This window comes from Halomonas sp., assembly GCF_052095695.1.
Classification (GTDB): domain Bacteria; phylum Pseudomonadota; class Gammaproteobacteria; order Pseudomonadales; family Halomonadaceae; genus Vreelandella.
In genome coordinates, this window is the sequence record NZ_JBQDLQ010000063.1 from 1 (window position 1) to 20,122 (window position 20,122).

The 20,122-nt window shown below is 54.9% G+C and carries 21 protein-coding genes and 1 pseudogene; 13 read left to right on the forward strand and 9 right to left on the reverse strand.

What is annotated here, in order from left to right:
- The 8 genes and pseudogenes from rho to ACTH5D_RS12655 form a co-directional block, all read left to right on the forward strand.
- Positions 1 to 130, forward strand: a pseudogene (gene rho / locus ACTH5D_RS12620) (transcription termination factor Rho); the annotation flags it as partial.
- Positions 131 to 206: 76 nt separating this feature from the next.
- Entirely contained in the window at positions 207 to 1,703 is a 1,497-nt protein-coding gene (ubiD, locus tag ACTH5D_RS12625; protein WP_441671760.1) for a 4-hydroxy-3-polyprenylbenzoate decarboxylase, read from the forward strand.
- A gap of 45 nt (positions 1,704 to 1,748) precedes the next feature.
- Positions 1,749 to 2,489 (forward strand): FAD-binding oxidoreductase, encoded by a 741-nt coding sequence (locus ACTH5D_RS12630; RefSeq protein WP_441671762.1) that lies wholly within the window; start codon positions 1,749 to 1,751, stop codon positions 2,487 to 2,489.
- Positions 2,490 to 2,688: 199 nt separating this feature from the next.
- On the forward strand, positions 2,689 to 2,856 hold the full coding sequence (locus ACTH5D_RS12635) for a hypothetical protein (protein WP_441671764.1): 168 nt from the start codon (positions 2,689 to 2,691) through the stop codon (positions 2,854 to 2,856).
- 151 nt (positions 2,857 to 3,007) lie between these two features.
- Complete coding sequence (locus ACTH5D_RS12640; RefSeq protein ID WP_441671766.1) at positions 3,008 to 3,166, forward strand: hypothetical protein; 159 nt, start codon at positions 3,008 to 3,010, stop codon at positions 3,164 to 3,166.
- Positions 3,167 to 3,168: 2 nt separating this feature from the next.
- Positions 3,169 to 4,266 (forward strand): 3-deoxy-7-phosphoheptulonate synthase, encoded by a 1,098-nt coding sequence (locus ACTH5D_RS12645; protein ID WP_441671768.1) that lies wholly within the window; start codon positions 3,169 to 3,171, stop codon positions 4,264 to 4,266.
- Between the two features lie 68 nt (positions 4,267 to 4,334).
- Positions 4,335 to 4,847: a DUF3087 family protein gene (locus tag ACTH5D_RS12650; RefSeq protein WP_441671770.1), complete on the forward strand. Its 513-nt coding sequence runs from the start codon at positions 4,335 to 4,337 to the stop codon at positions 4,845 to 4,847.
- A 59-nt stretch (positions 4,848 to 4,906) separates the two neighbouring features.
- A complete protein-coding gene (locus tag ACTH5D_RS12655; RefSeq protein ID WP_441671772.1) occupies positions 4,907 to 5,638 on the forward strand; it encodes a C-type lysozyme, inhibitor in 732 nt (243 codons plus the stop codon).
- Between the two features lie 26 nt (positions 5,639 to 5,664).
- Here ACTH5D_RS12655 and ACTH5D_RS12660 read toward each other — a convergent pair whose 3' ends face one another.
- Positions 5,665 to 6,735 (reverse strand): metal-dependent hydrolase, encoded by a 1,071-nt coding sequence (locus tag ACTH5D_RS12660; RefSeq protein ID WP_441671774.1) that lies wholly within the window; start codon positions 6,733 to 6,735, stop codon positions 5,665 to 5,667.
- A 129-nt stretch (positions 6,736 to 6,864) separates the two neighbouring features.
- Here ACTH5D_RS12660 and ACTH5D_RS12665 point away from each other — a divergent pair, with 129 nt between their 5' ends.
- Positions 6,865 to 7,305, forward strand: coding sequence for a VOC family protein (locus ACTH5D_RS12665; RefSeq protein WP_441671776.1), 441 nt, complete (start codon positions 6,865 to 6,867; stop codon positions 7,303 to 7,305).
- A 52-nt stretch (positions 7,306 to 7,357) separates the two neighbouring features.
- Positions 7,358 to 7,819, forward strand: a complete 462-nt coding sequence (locus ACTH5D_RS12670) for an META domain-containing protein (RefSeq protein WP_441671778.1) — start codon at positions 7,358 to 7,360, stop codon at positions 7,817 to 7,819.
- A 135-nt stretch (positions 7,820 to 7,954) separates the two neighbouring features.
- Here ACTH5D_RS12670 and ACTH5D_RS12675 read toward each other — a convergent pair whose 3' ends face one another.
- The 3 genes from ACTH5D_RS12675 to ACTH5D_RS12685 all read right to left on the reverse strand — a co-directional run bounded on the left by ACTH5D_RS12675 (position 7,955) and on the right by ACTH5D_RS12685 (position 9,363).
- Positions 7,955 to 8,086, reverse strand: a complete 132-nt coding sequence (locus ACTH5D_RS12675; protein WP_441671780.1) for a hypothetical protein — start codon at positions 8,084 to 8,086, stop codon at positions 7,955 to 7,957.
- A 194-nt stretch (positions 8,087 to 8,280) separates the two neighbouring features.
- On the reverse strand, positions 8,281 to 8,535 hold the full coding sequence (locus tag ACTH5D_RS12680; protein ID WP_441671782.1) for a hypothetical protein: 255 nt from the start codon (positions 8,533 to 8,535) through the stop codon (positions 8,281 to 8,283).
- 72 nt (positions 8,536 to 8,607) lie between these two features.
- The gene (locus ACTH5D_RS12685) at positions 8,608 to 9,363 is read right to left on the reverse strand and encodes an SDR family oxidoreductase (RefSeq protein ID WP_441671784.1); all 756 of its coding nucleotides are present in this window, start codon (positions 9,361 to 9,363) and stop codon (positions 8,608 to 8,610) included.
- 158 nt (positions 9,364 to 9,521) lie between these two features.
- Between ACTH5D_RS12685 and ACTH5D_RS12690 the strand changes: the two genes are divergently transcribed.
- From ACTH5D_RS12690 to ACTH5D_RS12700, 3 genes are all read left to right on the forward strand, one after another.
- Entirely contained in the window at positions 9,522 to 10,439 is a 918-nt protein-coding gene (locus ACTH5D_RS12690) for a LysR substrate-binding domain-containing protein (RefSeq protein ID WP_441671786.1), read from the forward strand.
- A gap of 6 nt (positions 10,440 to 10,445) precedes the next feature.
- Complete coding sequence (locus ACTH5D_RS12695; protein WP_441671788.1) at positions 10,446 to 11,657, forward strand: low temperature requirement protein A; 1,212 nt, start codon at positions 10,446 to 10,448, stop codon at positions 11,655 to 11,657.
- A 148-nt stretch (positions 11,658 to 11,805) separates the two neighbouring features.
- Complete coding sequence (locus ACTH5D_RS12700) at positions 11,806 to 12,402, forward strand: pyridoxamine 5'-phosphate oxidase family protein (RefSeq protein ID WP_441671790.1); 597 nt, start codon at positions 11,806 to 11,808, stop codon at positions 12,400 to 12,402.
- Positions 12,403 to 12,608: 206 nt separating this feature from the next.
- Here the strand turns inward: ACTH5D_RS12700 and ACTH5D_RS12705 are convergent, their stop codons facing one another.
- From ACTH5D_RS12705 to ACTH5D_RS12725, 5 genes are all read right to left on the reverse strand, one after another.
- Positions 12,609 to 15,467: a valine--tRNA ligase gene (locus ACTH5D_RS12705; protein WP_441671792.1), complete on the reverse strand. Its 2,859-nt coding sequence runs from the start codon at positions 15,465 to 15,467 to the stop codon at positions 12,609 to 12,611.
- Between the two features lie 61 nt (positions 15,468 to 15,528).
- The gene (locus tag ACTH5D_RS12710) at positions 15,529 to 16,701 is read right to left on the reverse strand and encodes an MFS transporter (RefSeq protein ID WP_441671794.1); all 1,173 of its coding nucleotides are present in this window, start codon (positions 16,699 to 16,701) and stop codon (positions 15,529 to 15,531) included.
- 29 nt (positions 16,702 to 16,730) lie between these two features.
- Positions 16,731 to 17,162: a DNA polymerase III subunit chi gene (locus ACTH5D_RS12715; protein ID WP_441671796.1), complete on the reverse strand. Its 432-nt coding sequence runs from the start codon at positions 17,160 to 17,162 to the stop codon at positions 16,731 to 16,733.
- An 88-nt stretch (positions 17,163 to 17,250) separates the two neighbouring features.
- On the reverse strand, positions 17,251 to 18,402 hold the full coding sequence (locus tag ACTH5D_RS12720; protein WP_441671798.1) for a branched-chain amino acid aminotransferase: 1,152 nt from the start codon (positions 18,400 to 18,402) through the stop codon (positions 17,251 to 17,253).
- Between the two features lie 161 nt (positions 18,403 to 18,563).
- The gene (locus ACTH5D_RS12725) at positions 18,564 to 20,084 is read right to left on the reverse strand and encodes a leucyl aminopeptidase (RefSeq protein WP_441671800.1); all 1,521 of its coding nucleotides are present in this window, start codon (positions 20,082 to 20,084) and stop codon (positions 18,564 to 18,566) included.
- Positions 20,085 to 20,122: the final 38 nt, after the last annotated feature.

The window sequence follows — 20,122 nt, forward strand, 5'->3', positions numbered from 1 at the left end:
GCAGCGCATGTGGATTCTGCGTAAGCTGCTCAATCCGATGGAAGACACCGCCGCAACCGAGTTCCTGATTGATCGTCTGAAAGACACCAAGACCAATCTCGAATTCTTTGAAGCGATGAAGCGCCGTTAGCGTGTTGTCCATATCAGCGCCGCTAGCGTTGAGCAGGATAGCCGCAGCCGCGCACTAGCCAGCCAGGGAGCGTGCCTTGAAGTACAAAGACCTGCGTGAGTTCATCGCGGCGTTAGAAGCCCGTGGTGAACTCAAACGTATCCACGTCGAAGTCGATCCTTATCTGGAAATCACTGAAATTTGCGACCGCACGTTGCGTGCCGGTGGCCCGGCGCTGTTGTTTGAAAACGTCAAAGGCCATGACATGCCGCTGCTGGGCAACCTGTTTGGCACGCCCAAGCGGGTTGCGCTGGGAATGGGGCAGGACTCGGTAGAAGCGTTGCGAGAAGTCGGCAAGCTGCTGGCGTTTCTCAAAGAGCCCGACCCGCCTAAAGGCTTAAAAGATGCCTGGGACAAGCTGCCGATTTTCAAGCAAGTGCTTAGCATGGGGCCTAAAAACGTCAAGCGGGCGCCGGTGCAAGAAGTGGTTTATGAGGATGACGATGTCGACCTTGGTCTGCTGCCAATCCAGCATTGCTGGCCTGGCGACGCAGGGCCGCTGGTCACCTGGCCGTTGGTGATTACCAAAGGGCCGCATAAAAAGCGCCAAAATCTTGGTATTTATCGTCAGCAGAAAATCGGCAAAAACCGCCTGATTATGCGCTGGCTCTCCCACCGTGGCGGCGCTTTGGATTTCTTAGAGTTTCAAAAAGAACATCCCGGTGAGCCGTTTCCGGTGGCGGTGGCCTTGGGTGCTGATCCGGCAACGATCCTTGCCGCCGTTACGCCCGTGCCAGATTCGCTTTCGGAGTATGCCTTTGCAGGGCTGCTACGTGGCTCGCGTACTGAGCTAGTCAAGTGCGGCCATGCGGATCTTGATGTGCCGGCATCGAGCGAAATCATCCTCGAAGGCTTCATCTATCCCGATGACATGGCAGTGGAAGGCCCCTTTGGTGACCATACCGGTTACTACAATGAGGCCGATCACTTTCCTGTCTTTACCGTCACCCGTATGACTATGCGCCGTGACGCGATTTATCATTCAACCTACACCGGGCGTCCGCCTGACGAACCGGCGATCCTAGGGTTAGCGTTGAACGAAGTATTTGTGCCAATTCTATGTAAACAATTTCCAGAAATTGTCGACTTTTATCTGCCGCCAGAAGGCTGTTCGTACCGCATGGCGGTGGTCACTATGAAGAAGCAATATCCTGGCCACGCCAAGCGCGTAATGATGGGGGTCTGGAGCTTTCTGCGGCAGTTCATGTACACCAAGTTTGTGATTGTGCTGGATGACGACGTTGATGCGCGCAACTGGGAAGACGTCATTTGGGCCATCACCACACGGATGGATCCCGCACGCGATACCGTCTTGGTAGAAAATACGCCGATTGATTATCTCGATTTTGCCTCGCCGGTCTCAGGCCTTGGGTCGAAAATGGGGCTAGACGCCACCAATAAATGGCCGGGTGAAACAGACCGGGAGTGGGGCACCCCCATTGTGATGGACGAAGCCGTTAAAGCGCGTGTGGATGATCGCTGGGAAGCGCTTGGGATTGGCCTTGATTTGCCGCCCTCTCGTCACGGCGGTTAAACGTGCGGCGTTATAGTTGACCGAATTTGCAAAAAAGAGGCCTTCATGAGTGCAAGGACGTTGACTTGCCAAGTTACCGAAGTTGAGAACTTGAATCCCGATGTGTTTGGCGTGACGCTCGAAGGACGCGCCGAAGCCATGCAGCATGCACCGGGCCAGTATTTAGAGCTTAAGCTAGACGATACCACCTGGGTGCCGTTTTCAATTGCCAGCTTCGATCGCGGGGATGGCATTGTTGAACTACATATTCAGCATTGGCCGGAGCGAAACAACTCCGTGCGCCTGCGAGAGCTGTTGAAGGTCGCGAACCAGCTAACGCTGCGATTGCCGGGTGGAGAATGCGTGCTGGATCTTCAAAGCCAGCGGCCGCTTATGCTCATCGCCGCGGGCACCGGTTTTTCACAGATGAAAGCCATGGTTGAGGCGGTGCTACACGCACAGCCCGATCGGCAAGTGTCGCTATGGTGGGCCGCACGCGAACACCGTGACCTTTATCTAGAACAGCTGGCCAGCCACTGGGCGCAAACGTATCCCAACGTTTCATTCCATGCGGTCACCGAGCTTCCGTTAGAGGAGCCGCTAGCGGCAGGAGAGCGGATTAGCCATCAGCAGGGGCGTATTGATGACGTCCTGAAGGCTGCTGATATTGCTCCGTATGCGCATGATGTTTATTTATCAGGGTCGCCAGGCATGGTGTATGCCTGCCTGGACGTGCTTGAAAGTAAAGGCATGCCATTAGAACGCGTGTTTTCAGACGTATTCGCCTATGCGCCACGGTCTAGCTAATATCCCAAGCATGATCTGTCTTAGGCCTGCTCAGGCTCTGTTACAAGCCCTGATTGACTTGAAGGGCCGCCGAACGGCAAGCTTTTAGCAGATGAGTATTGCCATTTGAACCGCTTGCAGGCAGGATAAAGTCATTACGCCATTGCGACAGCCCATAGGGCTATCGATCGGGGCTTACCATTACCAGTGGAAAATCAGCATGCTACGACTCGCCACGCTATTCACAGCTAAACCCCAGCCGATAACGGCTGAGGGCTTGCGTGTGAGCGTGGAAAGCCTTCAGCCAACGCGCAGCGCTGAGCGGGTTAACAGCATTGCATCTTATTGGTATTGGTTTAGCCACGGTGTGCCCTTGGCCGACGTCTAACGTCGCGCCACCAGGCACACCACTCGGTTGCCTGCCGCAAGCACAGAAGCCCCGGTCGGTAACCCCGCCGGGGCTTTTGGCGTTTTTGGACGTATTTTTTTTAGACGTATCTAGAGTGATCGTCATCATTATTTCATTAAGGAGCGGCACCATGATTTATCGCGCATTGACTAACGCTTTTGCTATCGGCTTTGTGGGCTATTGCTATGGCTGGCGATTTAGCGGCGCGCGATCGGTGCTAGCTGCCACCTCCGATCGTGTTCGCCTGGGTGGTCACTTAGTCAATCGATGTACGATCACGGAGAGTTAATCATGAATGCGCCCATCAGTTCTGCTGTCAATAGCCCTGCAAAGCATAATCTTGAAAGACATAGCGCCAACGTCGGTGTGACCTGCACTGCCTCGTCTGAAAGGCTGCCTACCCCCGATGCGCTTCGCCAGCGTGTTCCGCTGAATGACTCGCTACGTGAGCAGATTTCGCGCCAACGTCACGCCGTGCAGCAAATTTTAAGCGGTCAGGATGATCGCCTGCTGGTCGTCGTAGGCCCCTGCTCGGTGCATGACCCCAAGGCGACGCAAGAGTACGCCGATCGCTTGGCCGCACTCAGCGAGCAAGTGAGCGAGCATATTTTGCCGGTGATGCGCGTTTATATCGAAAAACCGCGCACTACGGTGGGTTGGAAGGGGCTTGCCTACGATCCTGATTTGGATGGCAGCGGCGATATGGGGCGTGGCTTAGCGCTTTCCCGTGAGCTGATGCATGCGGTTGCAGCACGCGGTCTGCCGGTGGCTACCGAGCTTTTGCAGCCAATGCTGGCACCCTATCTGGACGATTTACTGAGCTGGGTGGCGATTGGCGCACGCACAACGGAGTCGCAGCTGCACCGCGAGCTAGCCAGTGATTTAGCCGCCGCGGTGGGGTTTAAAAATGCCACCAGCGGCGATGTACAGGTGGCGATTGATGCCATGGAGGCGGCGGCTCATCCACACCAGCGCTTCGCGGTTGATTCTCAGGGCCACCCTATTGTCCAGCAAGCAGCGGGCAATCCGCATACTCACGTCGTATTACGCGGCGGCCACGGTGAGCCCAATTACCAGGCGCATCACGTGCGTGCAGCCATTGCCGCGTTGCGTAATGCTGGGCAAAACCCGCGTCTGATGGTGGATTGCAGCCACGCTAATGCACGTAAAGACCACCGTCGCCAGAGTGAGGTTATGCTGGATGTGTTGGCTCAGCGCCAGGCAGGCGAGGCCAACCTAGTCGCACTAATGCTAGAAAGCCATCTGTTTGAAGGCAAACAGTCATTAAAGCCCGGCGCAATGCGCTACGGTGTGTCGGTCACGGATGCTTGCATGGGCTGGGAAACCACCGAACATCTGATCAAAACGGCCGCGGAGCGTTTAGCTTAGCGCAAGTGCTTGTTTGCCATGGTCAGCCCCGTATCATAAGAGCGTTTCCAAAGAGAACGAGGCTGGCTATGGTATTTAACCTAGAACATCACGACCCTGAGACCTACCGTCGTAAAGCTCGTATGATTAGCTTTGCCATGGCGGGGCAACTGATTATTTTTGGTCTATTATTTTCAATGCTGCTGACCTCTACCTTTGGCAGCAGCCTGTGGCTCAACGTCTTAGGTGTTGTGCTTGGATTGCTAGCAACTAGCGCGCTATTTGCCGTGCTACGTGAGCGCCCGTGGATGGCAGAGGTGCGCTATGTTTGGCAGCTTAAGCACCACCTGTCACACGTCAGCAGCTATCTTGCTCCGCTGCGGCGTGAGCTCGAAGAGAACAACCGTACGGCGTTGGATCTTCTGACATTCTATCATCAGGGCATGGCGCAGTTAGCAGAGCTTAATGGGCGTACCGCCAATAGTGATCCAGAGCGTCTCGCCGAAAAAAGCCAGCTTAAAATAAAGCGCGAAGAGCAGGGGTTACCACCACGAGTAGAAAGTGTCGATACTCAAGACCTGCAAGCGTTCAAACGCGGGTAGGCACAACGCAAGCCATAGAATCCGTCATACAGGGAACCCACTACAATGAATCCAGTACAATGAACATGCTAACAACACGCGTATGGGCGTCGGTCGTGACAGGGCTGATGGTCGCCTTAACGGGCTGTGCAGCAACGCCTTCAGCCGAAACGGCCGCTGCTAACCAGGCAACGCTGGAAAACCGGGCACCGTTTCTACCCTCGGCACTTTTTCCCGGCTCTGCGCAGCAGTTTGCAGCCTGGCACTGCATGCCCGCTCAGCAGCACCTCGTCACCGCGACCAATGAAAGTGACCTGCGCCTTTGGTCACTGCACGGCGCTTGGCGGTTGCCCCAGGCGATTGTGGCCAGCGGCGCTCGCTCTCAGGATGGTGAAATCAGCTTCTGGAATCGCGGTGATCAGGCACGTGTAGAAACGCCGCGGGGTCAGCTGCAGTGCTCGCTTGCTGAGCAGCGTGATGCCTTAACCCGCGCTGAACGGCCCGGCGTCATGTTCTTTGGCCAAGGCAATGAGCCAGGATGGTCGATCGCGCTAGCCCACGACACACCGACGCTAACGGTCGAACTCAATTATGGTGAGGATAAAATCCAATTGCCCTACATGGTCAGCGTGATGGATAACGAGGCCGGCCGAGTGGTGATTGAAAATGGCGATGTCGAGCCCTTCTTTCGCGTGCGCATTGAGGCGGGGGCCTGCTTCGATGACATGAGCGGCAAGCCTTTCCCCGCCCGCGTCACGCTGACCTATGGTGGAGAGCAGTACAGTGGCTGCGGCCAGGGTATCGCTCCATAAGCCCTGCCCAATGCTCAGGCATTAACTTAACAGCGATAAGCCGCGGGCTCCGTTCGCCATGTATCCGCCACAAATTCGCTAGCGCATAAAGCGGAAGGGTTGCCGGTGGCGCGAGCGGCGAGACTTAACAGCATTTGCATAGGCAGCTCTCGCGAATTTTCTAGCTGCTCGGTTACCGCCAGGGGTGCCCAGCGGCCATCTTCTAGGGTTGCGAGAGTAAAGCTAAACGGGTGAAAGCCTGGAAAGCCGAGCCTGACATCGGTGGCGATCAGCGTCTCTTTACCGTCCAGCAGGCGTGTCTCGTAGCGTAAGAATGGGCCGGCAAACCACGCTAAACGCTGGCCCTGCTGGCTAGCGAGGGCGGCCTGTTCTAACTTAGCGTTTCGACGTAGCGGCTCAAGATGTGGTGCATGCTGGCCATCAAGCAGACTGACCAAACTTTCATAGTAGCGATCGCCGTCCACCAGCGTTACGCGCCACAGCGCGATACTGAACGGCGCTGGTTGGATAAGTAAGGGCGCATCTTCCAGACCTTGTGCCGCTAGCACCGGCGCTAAACGGTGCTCCACTGCGGTTTTGGCGCCTATCGCCATGATGAGGTAAACGCTGGAGATGGCTAATCCCCAGGTGCAGGCTTTAGCTATCCGTCTTGAAGCCAAGCCGATGCCGAGGGCAATTAGCAGGGGCAGCGTGTAGAACGGATCGATAATAAACACAATGGGCAGCGCGGCTGGGGGTAGGTCCAGAGGCCACAACAGCTGGGTGCCGTAAGTGGTCAGCGAATCTAACAATGGGTGAGTGGTCAGCCCCAGAGTAAAAAGCCACCACCAGCGTTGAAAGGAGATATCGCGGGCAGGGGCAAAGCGTGTGCACAGCAGTGCCATTAGCGTGGCTAATCCGGTAAGCACAAACAGCGAATGGCTAAAGCCGCGATGCTCGGTGACCTTGGCCACGGCATCGCCATAATCCAACACCACGTCCAGATCCGGTAAGGTGCCGAGCACTGCGCCAATGAGTAATGCTTTGCCGCCAAGGCGGCGTCCTAGCACAGCACCGCCAATGGCAGCACCCAGCGCGGCTTGAGTGACTGAATCCACAGGTTTCTCCGTTGGGTAAACCCAGTTAAGATAAACGTTATGGTGTCATTGTACGGCGTTGCAATGTTTTGGTCTTGTTGTCACGCTTTTGTAGAGCATGGCTAATATGAATTATTCACAGGAGTCGTTATGCAATATCTTCATACCATGGCACGGGTTAGCGATTTAGACGCATCACTACATTTTTACTGCGACCTACTGGGGCTCAAGGAAGTGCGTCGCAAGGAAAATGAGAAAGGCCGCTTCACGCTGATTTTCCTAGCGGCGCCAGCGGACGAGCAGCGATCAGAGCGGCTGACCGCGCCTGAACTAGAGCTGACCTACAACTGGGACCCAGAAGAGTATTCAGGGGGGCGCAATTTCGGCCATTTAGCCTATCGTGTCGATGACATTTACGCGCTTTGCCAATACCTTCAGGATAACGGCGTCACTATCAACCGTCCGCCTCGCGACGGCTATATGGCGTTTGTTAAATCGCCGGATGGTATTTCGGTGGAGCTGCTGCAGAAAGGCGATGCGTTAGCACCCCAAGAACCCTGGGCTTCTATGGAAAATAGCGGTAGCTGGTAGTCAATTTGCTGATCGTCGTTAAGCCTAATCGCTCAAGAGGGAAAGGATCATTATGACCATGAAAGGTTGGCGTTTACTGCCGCTGCTTGCTTCGGCTGCGCTGTTATTAAGTGCCTGTAGCAGCACACCAGGGCCGAGCTCCGCAGGGGGAGGCCAAATGAGCGGCTCTTCGCTCTCAGGCCCTATCGTTGAGCAGCGCTGGAATCTATTGCTGGTCGGCACCGATGAGAGGCTGTCGATGCCCGAAGCGCCTTATTTCCAGATTGCAAAGGACGGCAAGGTCAGCGGTTATGATGGCTGCAACCGCTTTACCGGCGAAGTGACGCTCGGCGATAGCCAGCGCATAGCGTTTAGCGAATTAGCGACAACCCGTATGGCGTGCCCCCAAATGGCCGATGCAAAGCGGGTAACGGATATGATGGAGACGGCCTACCGTTACTTAATCGACCATGACCGTTTGGTGTTTTTTGGCCCGGATAGTCGGGTATTAGGCGGCTGGCGCAAAGGTAATTAGATTCTACTGAAAATAGTCTGCACACGACCATGCTGTGTTAACACCAGCCTGAGCGAGGTCGTGCAGACCTTTTGCCAATGACTGGCTTGCCTACTCATCGCTTGACGACTTTCAGATAGCATCAAACATAGCGTGTTAATTCTCAAAAGGCGGATTGAAACGAGCGATAAAGCGCGCATCAATCCGCTTTTTCCATTCCCATACCCATTTTCCTGCTAAGCCTAAAATGCCACGACTAGCGATTGCACTGCCATCGCTAGTGCCCATCAGCGCCAATACTCGCTTGGGTGGCTGCCAGTCAACTAATGGCTTGCTGTGACAGGCGCGGCGAAGGTTTTTCGCGAATGTGCGTGGGGGCTTGCCCAATGATCAATAAGAAGTTGGTATTTTCTGGAAAGATGGGGTTGGAAGATGGGAGTAGAGTTAGACCTCCCAGCCTCTTGAGAAAGGCCTAATGGTGGTCAGAGGTATTTTTTCTTGACCAGGTGGGCAATGATGACGGGGGCGAGGAAGACAATTAAAAAGAACGGCAACTCGTACATAAGGGAGTACCCCGCGTGAACCACGCCGATCCACAGATTGATACAAGAAGCGAGTAACCAGAGGACAGCAAAGACAATGAAATAGTGGGGGCGAAAAGCAGGTATGAGTCTGGCGGCAAATGCCAGAATAGCAAAGAGTACCAAACCAGCGCAGATGATCATCAGTGTGTGCATATGAACCTCCGGTGCAAGAGAGCGCTTTTATTATGCAGAATTGGCTGGCATTGAGCCAGCCGATTTGCTTGATTAACGCGTCGTATAGCCACCGTTGGCAAAAATCGTTTGGCCGGTAATCCACCAGCCGTCTGTTGCCAGGAAGCGGATAATGGGGGAAATGTCTTCGATCTTGGTAAGGTTCCCGTGCAGTGACTGGGATTTATGGAACCCCACCCTTTCTGGCGTTTCCTGCCCGTAGAAGAAAGGGGTGTCCATGGGGCCTGGACCAACGGCGGTTACCGAAATGCCGCGCTCCGCGAACTCTTTGGCCGCCGCTCGGGTGAAATGCTCCACGGGCGACTTGCCACCAGCATAGGTAGAGTAGCCATCCGTAAATGCAGCGAGTAGGGAGGTGACAACGGTGATGATTTTGCCATTGTCGTTCAGATGCTTACCCGCTTCCTTAATAAAGAAATAAGCCGCCTTGGCATTGATGTCGAACATGGCGTCATATTCGTCTTCACTCGTCTCGACAATGGGCTTGCGCAGCACCATGCCTGCAGTATTGACAGCGACATCAATGCTACCGAATTTTTCTTTAGCTTCTAGAAAGAGTGCCTCCACAGTGGTCGGCCGAGTCAGGTCACCTTGGGTCATATAAGCATCGCCGCCCAGATTTTTCACTGCGCTGACCGTATGTTCCGCATCGGCACGGGTAGTCTCACTATTGTAATGCACCACGACCTTGGCGCCCTCTTTAGCAACCTCACGGCTTAAGAGACCACCTAGGTTTTTGGCACCGCCAGCGATAAGTACTACTTTGTCTTTAAAATCGTATGTCGCCATGTTGATTACCTTATTGATATCGTGGGTTTAAATACGGTTGTCTTTACTCCGAGCGTGGGCATCGGCTTGCAGGTTCATTCTCGTCAGACTTTGCATAAGTATAAACCGGCGTAAACTGACAGCAATTGTCGAGAATCGCGAACAGTAGGGTGAGTGGTATGGATCGTCTGGAAAGGCTGCATATTTTTACCCGCGTGTTGGATTGTATGAGTTTTACCCGTGCAGCGGAGAGCCTGAGTATTCCTCGCTCTACGGTATCGACAGCGGTGAAGGATTTAGAGAGTGAGCTGGGAACCCGTCTGATTAACCGGACAACGAGGGCGCTTGATATCACCGAAGAGGGGCAGCTGCTATACAAGCAGGCGCTGTTACTGTTGCGGGATTACGAGCGACTGATAGGTGCCTTTTCAGCTGAAGCGGAGCGCCCCAGTGGCAAGCTGCGTATCAATGTCCCTGGACGCCTTGGTCGACGGGTACTGATACCAGCGCTGCCAGACTTCCTCGATCAATACCCGGACATTGACATTCAAGTGGGGGTGACTGATCGAGCGATCGACCTGGTGAGCGAAGGAGTGGATTGCGTGATACGCGTGGGTGCGCTGGCAGACAGTAATCTTATTGCCCGACCTCTGGGATGTCTGCCGTTGTGCAATTGTGCGAGCCCTGCTTATCTAGCCCGCTTTGGCACGCCTGAGACCATCGAGGATCTATCCACTCATCGCATTGTTGCGTTTGTGTCGTCTATGAGAGGCAGCGTCGAAAGCTGGGAGTATCAGCAAGCCGATCGGGTGAATAGCGTGTTACTTCCCGCCCGCGTCACCGTCAATACGGCAGAAGCGCTTATTGCGGGTGCCCTGGCAGGCTTAGGGCTGGTTCAGGTTCCTCATTACGATGTGCGTCATCATCTGGACTCGGGGAACTTGGTTAATGTTCTGCCAATGACAGTACCAGAACCCATGCCCATCACGTTGTTGTATCCACATCGTGAGCATATGACACGGCGTCTCGAAGCGTTTATAAATTGGGTGGTGCCGTTATTACAGAGCCAAGTGCTGAGACCGTTAAACGAGAGATGATGGGCAATGACGTTAAGAAACTATCCTGTTTGGCGTAAACCTCGCCACCACCTGGATGCAAGAGACGCCAGTAATCATGTTCATTGGGTCGAACTGTTTTTTGATCTGGTACATGTCGTCACCATCTTTATGCTGGGTAATTTTCTATCGAATCACCTTGATATACATGGTTTTATGGTGTTTTCAGGGATATTTCTGGCTGTTTTCTTTGCCTGGGCTGACAGCTCTATTTACAACTCCTTGTATATCTCGACGGATATCCCACACCGGACGCTTATGGCGGTCCAGATAGTGACGATGATGGTGATTGCGGCGGCGATTCCGGATATTTTAGAGGGTGGATGGGGCTATTTTGCACTCGGTTATGCTTTCAATCGGGCATTGACGGCTTATCTATACTGGCGAGCTAGGCGTGTGGGGGCAGAAGCGACCTCACTTGCCGCTGAACAAGGGCGTAACTTCTTTATACTTGCAGGGCTGTTTGCGTTGTCTGCCGTGTTGCCTCGGCCGTTTGCTTACTGGGTCTTTGGCGCCGGCATTGTACTGATACAACTACAGTATATTTTGCCGCGTATAGGTACGCTGCGCTTTGAGCGTTTCCGCCCGCGACTGCATCACATATCAGAGCGGTTTGGCTTGCTGATGCTGATTTTGTTAGGCGAAGGATTTTTTAAACTGGTCGTGACACTCAGTCAAAAGAGCATTAGTGCGGTAGGGCCGGATACGCTGATTAATTTTATCATGGGTGGCCTTTCGCTGTTTGCGTTGGCCTGGGTCTATTTCGATTGTGTGGGAAATGCTCAGCCCAAAAGCCGGAAAACATCATTGATAGTCACGTATTGGCTCGCCCATATTGCCATCATGTGGAGCGCGGTGCTGGTTGGAGTAGCGCTCGCGGGCGAGGTTTATGTTGGGTTTATGGAACCCTACCCATTGGGCTATGGCATGATTGGTAACATTGGTTTAGTGGTCTTTTTGGGCTCTCTTTGGGTATTACAGCATGTCGTAGAGGGGCGTGATATAACCCGGCTTTATCACTCTGCTGGCATAAGAGCTTTTGGAATTGCGGCTGCCTTGCTGTTATTAGCTATCTTCCCCTACGTACCTTCAATGGTGGGCAACTTGGTTTGGGGAGTAGCGCTGTTTTCCCAGATTGTGGTGCCCTTTTATCGTGCTGTACGGGATGGAGATGCCGGTACCACTGATATATCGCCGTAACGATAACACTGCATAGCAAACGGACGAACTTGGTAGTCTTGTCGTGTGGCGGCTAGTTTAAGATATGGATTAACACTCAACACGGCACCTCGCAGTGCGGTTTTCGTTTCCTTACTACTGAATTGGCATGTTTGAATTTGGAGGAAGTATGATTCGCACCATCGAAGAGCTATGCCAGCTATATCCTGAGCCAAAGGAGCGAGCGCTGAAGAAACAGCTATCGCGTCTTGACCGGCACTGCCAGCGATTTATCGAGCTTTCTCCCTTTGTGGTCATCGCCACTGGAAACGCGTCGGGCTTTGATGCGTCGCCACGCGGGGGAGAGCCAGGTTTTATCAAGGTGGTTGATGATCTTACTCTGGTAATTCCAGACTCCCCAGGTAATAACCGCTTGGACTCACTTAAAAATATTGTCGAGAGTGGCCGGGTTGGGCTGCTGTTTTTAATCCCAGGGGTCGATGAGACGCTACGCATCAATGGCTCCGCGCATGTGTCGGTGGATGAAGATAAGTTGCAACTGTTCGCCTCGGAGACGCGAGCGCCGAAGGTAGTTGTAGAGGTGGCGGTTGAGGAGGCTTACCTACACTGCGCTAAAGCCTTTATGCGCTCCAAGCTTTGGGCAGATGAGAGCCATCACGATCGATCGGTACTGCCAACGATGGGGCAGATGATTCAAGAACAGACGGGGAGTGGCTTCCCTGAGTCACAGGAAGACATGGTTGCGCGTTACGCACAGGATATTTAGTGCCTCTGCGCCCCTCATTATCATGCAGGCAAAACACGGTCATGAGTGGCGTAAATATCCGAGTATTAACCCTGCAGAATTGGCTGCTTTATAAGTCAGTGCGACTGAACTCCAATGCGGATTGAACGAAAAGGACGGTTCATTTAGACAAAAAACGGCCCCTTTCTCGGGGGCCATTTTTTTCAGTGATTGCCTACGAACCAACGTTACAACGCCTCAATCTTCGCTTTCTGCTCTTCCAGCAATTGTTTAGTGGCTTGGAACTCGGCTAACTTGCCGCGCTCTTTTTCGACGACGGCTACCGGGGCTTTGGCGATAAAGCCGTCGTTGCCGAGTTTCTTCTCGATGCCGCCGATGAGCTTTTCCTGCTTCTCAATCTCTTTGCTCAGGCGGGCGATTTCGGCGTCTTTGTCGATCAGATCCGCCATCGGTACCAGCACTTCCATATCACCCACCAACTGCGTGGCTGATAGCGGGGCGTCGTTGGGGTTTTCAAGCCAGGTAACGCTTTCCAGCTTCGCCAGCTTGGAGAGGAAGTGGCGGTTGCTCTTCAGACGCTCGGCGTCTTCGGGCTTGCCTTTGGTCAGCAGCACGTCGAGTGGTTTGCCTGGAGAAATGTTCATCTCGGCGCGAATGTTACGCACGGCGATAATGACGCCTTTCAGCCACTCGATATCCAGGCTGGCCTGGTCATCGATTTTGCTCTCGTCGGCTTCAGGCCAAGCTTGCAGCATGATCGATGCGTTGTCCCCCATATACATCCCCGCCAGCGGCGACACGCGCTGCCAGATCTCTTCTGTGATATACGGCATCATCGGATGGGCCAAACGCAGGATAGCTTCGAGTACGCGCACCAACGTACGCCGGGTGCCACATTTGGCTTCGGCAGTCGCATTTTCGTCCCACAGGACGGGTTTGGAGAGCTCCAAATACCAGTCGCAGTATTCGTTCCAAACGAATTCATATAGCGCTTGGGAGGCGTGGTCGAAGCGGTACTCGTCCATCGCCCTGGTGACCTGAGCTTCGGTCTTTTGTAGCTGTGAGATAATCCAGCGGTCGGCTAATGAAAGTTCAACCTCGGCACCCTGTCCTTGAGAAGCGATGCCGCAATCTTCGCCTTCGGCATTCATCAGCACGTAGCGCGAGGCATTCCACAGCTTGTTGCAGAAGTTACGGTAGCCATCCAGGCGGTTCATATCAAACTTGATATCACGACCGGTGGTGGCCTGGGAGAGGAACGTAAAGCGCAATGCGTCGGTGCCGTGGGCTTCAATGCCGTCTTTGAACTCATCTTTCGTCGCTTTGGCAATCGCCTTCGCCTGCTTCGGCTGCATCATATTGCCGGTGCGCTTGTCGAGCAGTTCATCCAAGGTGATGCCGTCGATCAAATCGATGGGGTCGAGTACGTTGCCCTTGGATTTGGACATTTTCTGACCCTGACCGTCGCGCACTAGACCATGCACATACACCGTTTTGAACGGCACCTGCTTGGTGAACTTCAGGGTCATCATGATCATCCGGGCAACCCAGAAGAAGATGATGTCAAAGCCGGTGACCAGCACGCTGGAAGGATGAAACGTCTCAAGCTCTGGCGTTTGTTCTGGCCAGCCGAGGGTGCCAAAGGTCCATAGGCCTGAGCTAAACCACGTGTCCAGCACGTCTTCGTCTTGGGTCAGCGCTACGTCGGCATCAAGACCATGCTTTTCACGTGCTTCTTCTTCGCTGCGAGCAACGTAGATATTACCTTCGGCGTCATACCACGCTGGAATGCGATGTCCCCACCACAGCTGGCGGGAGATACACCAGTCTTGCAGGTCGCGCATCCAAGCGAAGTACATGTTTTCGTAGTTTTTGGGCACGAATTGAATATCGCCGTTTTCCACCGCTTCAATAGCAGGCTTGGCGAGAGTTTCTACGGCCACAAACCATTGATCGGTGAGCAGCGGCTCAATTACGTCACCTGAGCGGTCGCCATAGGGCAGGGTATTACTGACGGCTTCTACCTGCTCCAGCAGGCCAAGGGCATCCATGTCCGCAACAATTTGCTTACGCGCGTCGAAGCGGTCCAGACCGGCGTACTTGGCGGGTAGGCTGGCATCTTCGTCAGGATGAGGCTGACCCTTCAGGTCAAAGATTTCAGCACGTTCAAGGATTGCCGCGTTTTTGGAGAAAACGTTAATTAGCAGGTGGTTATGCCGCTTGCCGACTTCGTAGTCGTTAAAGTCGTGGGCGGGAGTAATCTTGACGCAGCCCGAGCCTTTTGCTATATCCGCGTGTTCGTCGGCCACGATCGGAATACGCCGACCAACCAGCGGCAGCTCAATAAAGGTGCCGATCAATGAGGCGTAGCGGGCGTCGTCAGGATTCACCGCCACGCCGGTGTCACCGAGCAGCGTTTCAGGGCGAGTGGTGGCGACCACCACGTAATGTTTGCCATCAGCAGTTTGTACGCCATCCGCCAGCGGGTAGCGGAAATGCCAGAAGCTGCCTTGCTGCTCTTTGTTTTCTACTTCTAAATCAGAAATGGCGGTGTGCAGCGTCGGATCCCAGTTGACCAAACGCTTGCCACGGTAAATCAGCTTTTCTTCGTGCAGACGAACAAATACCTCTTGGACTGCTTTGTAGAAACCGTCGTCCATGGTGAAGCGTTCGCGAGACCAATCGACGCTGGCACCCATGCGGCGCAGTTGGCGGGTAATATGGTCGCCAGACTCTTCCTTCCATTCCCACACTTTATTGATAAACGCATCGCGGCCTAGGTCGTGGCGGGTTTTGCCCTCTTCCGCGGCGAGTTTACGCTCCACTAGCATTTGCGTGGCGATACCAGCGTGGTCGGTGCCTACCTGCCACAGCGTGTTGTTCCCCTGCATCCGCTTCCAGCGCGTCAGGGTATCCATAATGGTGTCCTGAAACGCGTGGCCCATGTGCAGGCTGCCGGTGACGTTAGGCGGGGGGATCATGATCGAAAAAGGCGTGCCCTTACCGGAAGGGGCGAAGCGGTTGTCGGCTTCCCAGCGCTCGTACCAGCGGGTTTCGATCTGCTCGGGTTGGTAGGTCTTTTCCATGGGAGTCGGCTCACGGCTGGCAAAAAATGTGCACAAGTATAGCGCGAGAGATGCTGGCTCGTCAGGTGCTTCGGGTGCGCATCGCGATGAGCCCAAGAACCGGGCCTGGCAGCAGCCACCAAATGACCGCTAGCGACTGGCTTGACCACAGTGCGGTGACCAGCGCAATGGAGGGAATAGTAATCCCGAAACCAATGGCATTCATCATCGCAAGCGCCGCCCCTAGCCGATCGGGCGGAGCCGTGGCGCTGGCCAAGGCAGAAAACTGCGCAGAATCGGAAATCACGCTAACGCCCCATACGCCTAGCAGTGCCATCAGCAGCCAGGGTGAAGCGTTGCCGAGTAACGGATAAAACAAACAGAGCGCACCAGAGGTTGCTAAGGCGATGCAAGCCACTCTATCGCTGCCGATATAGCGGCTCCATTTGCCTGCAAGTACGCAGCCGGGTAACCCCAGTGCAATCACCAGAAAGCTTAGCCACGGCTGGGCGCTGGTTGAGGCACCTATGCGCTCTAGCTCACGGGCGACCAGAAATGGCACCAGTGCCCACAACGCATACAGTTCCCAGCAGTGGCCAAAGTAGCCCAACGCGGCGGCGCGAAAACGGGGTTGCCTGAATGCAGCTAACCCGGCCCACGGGCGCCCGCTTCTGGCGGTAACTGGAAGGTGAGGGCCTACGCCCAAGCGAAAAATCATCAGTGCGGCAACCAGCGCCAGCAATGAAGCCAGCAGCAGCGGCCATTGCCAGGGTAAATGCAGCGTTAAACCGCGCAGTAGGTGCGGCGAGGCAATACCCAGTGTCAGCATGCCCACTAGCCAGCCTAAAGCCGCCCCAGCATGGCTTGGCGTCCAGCTCACGACTAGTTTCATGCCGAGCGGATAGATGCCCGCCAGGCAAAGCCCGGTGGCAAAGCGCGCCACTGCGGCGAGCGTCACGCTCTCGGCGACACCAATAAAGGCGGCGTTAATCAATGCGCCCAGCACCGCTGAAATCGCAAACAGGTGGCTGGCGCGGACGCGATCGGCCAAGCCCGTGGTGGCCATTAGCAGAGTGCCGGTAATAAACCCAGCCTGAACGGCGATGGTGAGCAGGCCTAAGTCGCTTTCGCTAAGGCCCACTGCATCCTGTAGCGCCAAGCCAACGCCGTTGATACTGAACCACAGAGAGGTGCCGAACAGCTGGGCGACAACAATAACGGCCAAGGGGTAGCGCGCCAGCAGCGGTGTCGGCATATCAAATCCCTTTCACTAAGGAGGCATTATTATCCCAGCTTGTGCGGCACAACTTCATGACCGAGTTCTTTATAACGCTGCCAGCAGGCGCGTTTGGCGACCAGCACTTGTTGGTGTTGATTGATGATCTCGGCGATCCGCGCGTAGTTTTCTACGCCGTCGGGAATATCGGGGTGCAGGTTAAGCAGCGCAGTCTCTTGAGCAGGTACCGGCAGCTGTTGCCAGCCAAGCGTAATGGGCACGCTGGCGGCCATTTCGCTACCTTCTAACGCGTGGGGCAGGTAGGCATCGGGACGAAAATTCCACAGCGCGCTATCGGCCTGCTCAGCAAGCGCTTTGTTCTCGCAGTGCAAATGCAGCTGATAGCCCTTACGCCAGATGGTCTCGGCGAGCTTACAGGCAAACTGCAAACGGGCTTCTAGGGTCGTGTCGGGCAGGATGTAAAAATCAATGCGCGCCATAGCGATTCCAGATAAGTCGGGTCTAGAGTAAGCGGCTCCAAACGACGCCGCCGCAAAGAATGCGGCAGCGAGAAGAAGCGCTTCGGCGTTAAACCAGCTTAGTTAGCCAGCCGTGCGTATCTTCACTACGGCCATACTGGAGATCGAGCAGCTTGCTACGAATGCGCATAGCGACTTCGTTGCTGTCACCAGCGCCTTCAATGGCAGACTTGAGGCGAATACGCTCGTTTTCGGAAACCAGCTCGCCCACCGGGGTGATTACTGCGGCGGTGCCACAGGCAAAGACTTCGATGATCTCACCGGACGCTGCGCCTTCGCGCCACTCATCAATGCTGATCGGGCGCTCTTCTGGCGTTAAGCCTTCCTCTTTGGCCAGCGTCAGTATCGAGTTGCGGGTCACGCCTTCCAAAATAGTGTCGGTTAAACGTGGGGTTACCAAACGGCCATCTTTGAAAACGAAGAACAGGTTCATACCACCCAGCTCTTCAACCCACTTGTTTTCAGCAGCATCTAGAAACGCAACCTGGCCACACTGATGAGCTTCGGCTTCTTTCTGCGCAGCTAAAGACGCAGCATAGTTACCGCCACACTTGGCAAAGCCGGTGCCGCCTGCGGCCGCGCGCTTGTAGTTTGAGGAGAGCCAGATCGATACCGGCGCAACGCCGCCTTTAAAGTAGGCCGCCGCTGGTGAAGCGATCACGTAGTAATCGACCTCTTGAGACGGGCGAACGCCTAAAAACGCTTCAGAAGCGATCATAAAGGGGCGTAGGTAAAGGCTGCACTCGTCGGAGGTGCTGGCGGGCGTGGGGACCCAAGCATGATCTTGGGCCAGCAGCGCTTTTAGTGAACCAATGAAGTCTTCATCGGAGAGTTCTGGGAGTGCCAAACGGCGCGCGCTGCGGCGAAAACGCTCGGCGTTTTTCTCAGGGCGAAACGTCCAGACCGAACCGTCAGCATGGCGATAGGCTTTAATGCCTTCAAAAATTTCCTGGCCGTAGTGCAGCACTGATGCTGCAGGGTCTAACGTCAGCGGACCATACGGACGCACCTGATGGCCGTGCCAGTCGGCGTCGGCTGTCCAGCGAACGTGGGCCATGTGGTCGGTGAAATACTTGCCAAAACCTGGGTTACTTAGGATATTGCCACGAATATCATCGGCCAACGGCTGGGTGGATGGCAGCGTTTCAAAATGCGTTTCTAAACGGGGTGCAGCATTGGTGTCGGAACTGGCAGTGGGCACGGCTATTTGTCTCCGCTAGAACCACGCCCAGGGTTGGGCATGATTGGATACGATGGTGAATTCGATACAGCAGCACCGAGCCTCGGCTCGGTGCTGCTTGATATGTCCAGGTTTAACGGTTGCGGCGCAGAAAGGCAACCGTTTCGCGCATGAACGAGGCGTTAAACGTCACTATTTTCGACCTGAGTGTCGGTTTCACGATCAAGCAAGTACTGGGTTAATAGGCCAACAGGGCGACCCGTTGCGCCTTTTTGCTTGCCGGAATGCCACGCGGTGCCTGCGATATCCAGGTGCGCCCAGGGGAAGTGATCGGCAAAACGTGACAAAAAGCATGCCGCGGTGATCGTGCCCGCCGGGCGACCGCCAATATTGGCAATGTCGGCAAAGTTAGAGTCTAGCTGCTCCTGGTACTCGTCCCACAGCGGTAGATGCCACGCGCGGTCCCACGCGACTTCACCTGCATCTAATAAGTCGAGTGCCAAATCGTCGTCGTTGGAAAGCAGGCCGGTGGCATGGTGGCCCAGGCCAATAATCACCGCGCCAGTGAGGGTGGCGATATCCACCACGCTTGCTGGCGTAAAGCGCTCGGCATAGGTCAGCGCATCGCATAGCACCAACCTACCTTCTGCATCGGTGTTAAGCACTTCAACGGTCAAGCCTTTCATCGTCTTGATAATATCGCCGGGCTTGGTGGCATGGCCGTCGGGCATGTTTTCCGCGGCGGCGACGATAAAGACAAGGTTGAGCTTTGGCTTAATCGCCAGTACCGCTTTGACGGTCCCGAAGACGCTGGCGGCGCCGCACATATCGAATTTCATTTCGTCCATGCCTTCACCAGGCTTGAGCGAAATGCCGCCGGTATCGAAGGTAATGCCTTTTCCGACTAGCACATGGGGTGCGTCTTCAGCGTTTTCAGCTCCGGTATATTTCATTACGATCAGGCGGGTTGGCTCTTTGCTACCGCGGCCTACGGACAGTAATGAGCGTGCGCCCAGTGCTTCGAGCGCCTCTTCATCAAGGGTCTCAACGTCCAGCGCACCGCTTGACTCGCGCCCTAGCTGCTGTGCCTGCTCGGCTAGGTAGCTTGGTGTGCAGATATTGGCAGGCAGATTGCCTAGCGTGCGGGTGTAGTTGATGCCTTGGCCAATTGCGTTGCCTACTAGCGCGCCTTGCTGAACGAGAGGCTGCGTGCTGGCGTCACTAATCACGAGCGTTAGCTTGGCAAGGCTGGGGGCTGGCGCAGGTGCTGATTTGAACTGGTCGAAGCGATAAATAGCCCGCTCAGCGGCTTCTAATACTTTACGAGCTTTCCAGGCCGCGTCGCGGTCGGCTAAAGGTATATCATTAAAAACGACGCTGGCTTCATCAATGGGCAGTTTCACCAGCGCGGCCATGGCGGCATCCAGCGCTTTAATGTAGGCCGCTTCCTGGCATTTTTCGCGTTCGCCCAAGCCGACCAATAACAGCCGCTGTGCCCCGAGGCCTGGCGCAAACGGTATCATGAGTACGCTGCCTAGCGAGGCATCAAAGTCGCCGCGCTCCATCAGTTGGCCGATCAGGCGCTCGCTAGCGTCGTCCAGTTTGGCGACGCTGGGCAGTAGTTCACTACCTTTAAAAACCGGCACTAAGAGGCAGGCCGTTTCGGTTTTGGCCGGATTAGCAGTTTGAACGGAAAATTCCATGACGTCTCCAACAAGACAAGCATCGAGGGATTCGGGAT

Excerpts from the sequence above, each read along its gene's own strand:
- ACTH5D_RS12695 (WP_441671788.1), top strand. The coding sequence starts at position 10,446 with ATGACGTTAAGAAACTATCCTGTTTGGCGTAAACCTCGCCACCACCTG.
- ACTH5D_RS12640 (WP_441671766.1), top strand. The coding sequence starts at position 3,008 with ATGATTTATCGCGCATTGACTAACGCTTTTGCTATCGGCTTTGTGGGC.
- ACTH5D_RS12670 (WP_441671778.1), top strand. The coding sequence starts at position 7,358 with ATGACCATGAAAGGTTGGCGTTTACTGCCGCTGCTTGCTTCGGCTGCG.
- ACTH5D_RS12680 (WP_441671782.1), bottom strand. The coding sequence starts at position 8,535 with ATGCACACACTGATGATCATCTGCGCTGGTTTGGTACTCTTTGCTATT.
- ACTH5D_RS12710 (WP_441671794.1), bottom strand. The coding sequence starts at position 16,701 with ATGCCGACACCGCTGCTGGCGCGCTACCCCTTGGCCGTTATTGTTGTC.
- ACTH5D_RS12630 (WP_441671762.1), top strand. The coding sequence starts at position 1,749 with ATGAGTGCAAGGACGTTGACTTGCCAAGTTACCGAAGTTGAGAACTTG.
- ACTH5D_RS12655 (WP_441671772.1), top strand. The coding sequence starts at position 4,907 with ATGAACATGCTAACAACACGCGTATGGGCGTCGGTCGTGACAGGGCTG.
- ACTH5D_RS12675 (WP_441671780.1), bottom strand. The coding sequence starts at position 8,086 with ATGGGCACTAGCGATGGCAGTGCAATCGCTAGTCGTGGCATTTTAGGC.
- ACTH5D_RS12715 (WP_441671796.1), bottom strand. The coding sequence starts at position 17,162 with ATGGCGCGCATTGATTTTTACATCCTGCCCGACACGACCCTAGAAGCC.
- ACTH5D_RS12690 (WP_441671786.1), top strand. The coding sequence starts at position 9,522 with ATGGATCGTCTGGAAAGGCTGCATATTTTTACCCGCGTGTTGGATTGT.
- ACTH5D_RS12665 (WP_441671776.1), top strand. The coding sequence starts at position 6,865 with ATGCAATATCTTCATACCATGGCACGGGTTAGCGATTTAGACGCATCA.
- ACTH5D_RS12645 (WP_441671768.1), top strand. The coding sequence starts at position 3,169 with ATGAATGCGCCCATCAGTTCTGCTGTCAATAGCCCTGCAAAGCATAAT.
- ACTH5D_RS12725 (WP_441671800.1), bottom strand. The coding sequence starts at position 20,084 with ATGGAATTTTCCGTTCAAACTGCTAATCCGGCCAAAACCGAAACGGCC.
- ACTH5D_RS12635 (WP_441671764.1), top strand. The coding sequence starts at position 2,689 with ATGCTACGACTCGCCACGCTATTCACAGCTAAACCCCAGCCGATAACG.
- ACTH5D_RS12685 (WP_441671784.1), bottom strand. The coding sequence starts at position 9,363 with ATGGCGACATACGATTTTAAAGACAAAGTAGTACTTATCGCTGGCGGT.
- ACTH5D_RS12700 (WP_441671790.1), top strand. The coding sequence starts at position 11,806 with ATGATTCGCACCATCGAAGAGCTATGCCAGCTATATCCTGAGCCAAAG.
- ACTH5D_RS12650 (WP_441671770.1), top strand. The coding sequence starts at position 4,335 with ATGGTATTTAACCTAGAACATCACGACCCTGAGACCTACCGTCGTAAA.
- ACTH5D_RS12705 (WP_441671792.1), bottom strand. The coding sequence starts at position 15,467 with ATGGAAAAGACCTACCAACCCGAGCAGATCGAAACCCGCTGGTACGAG.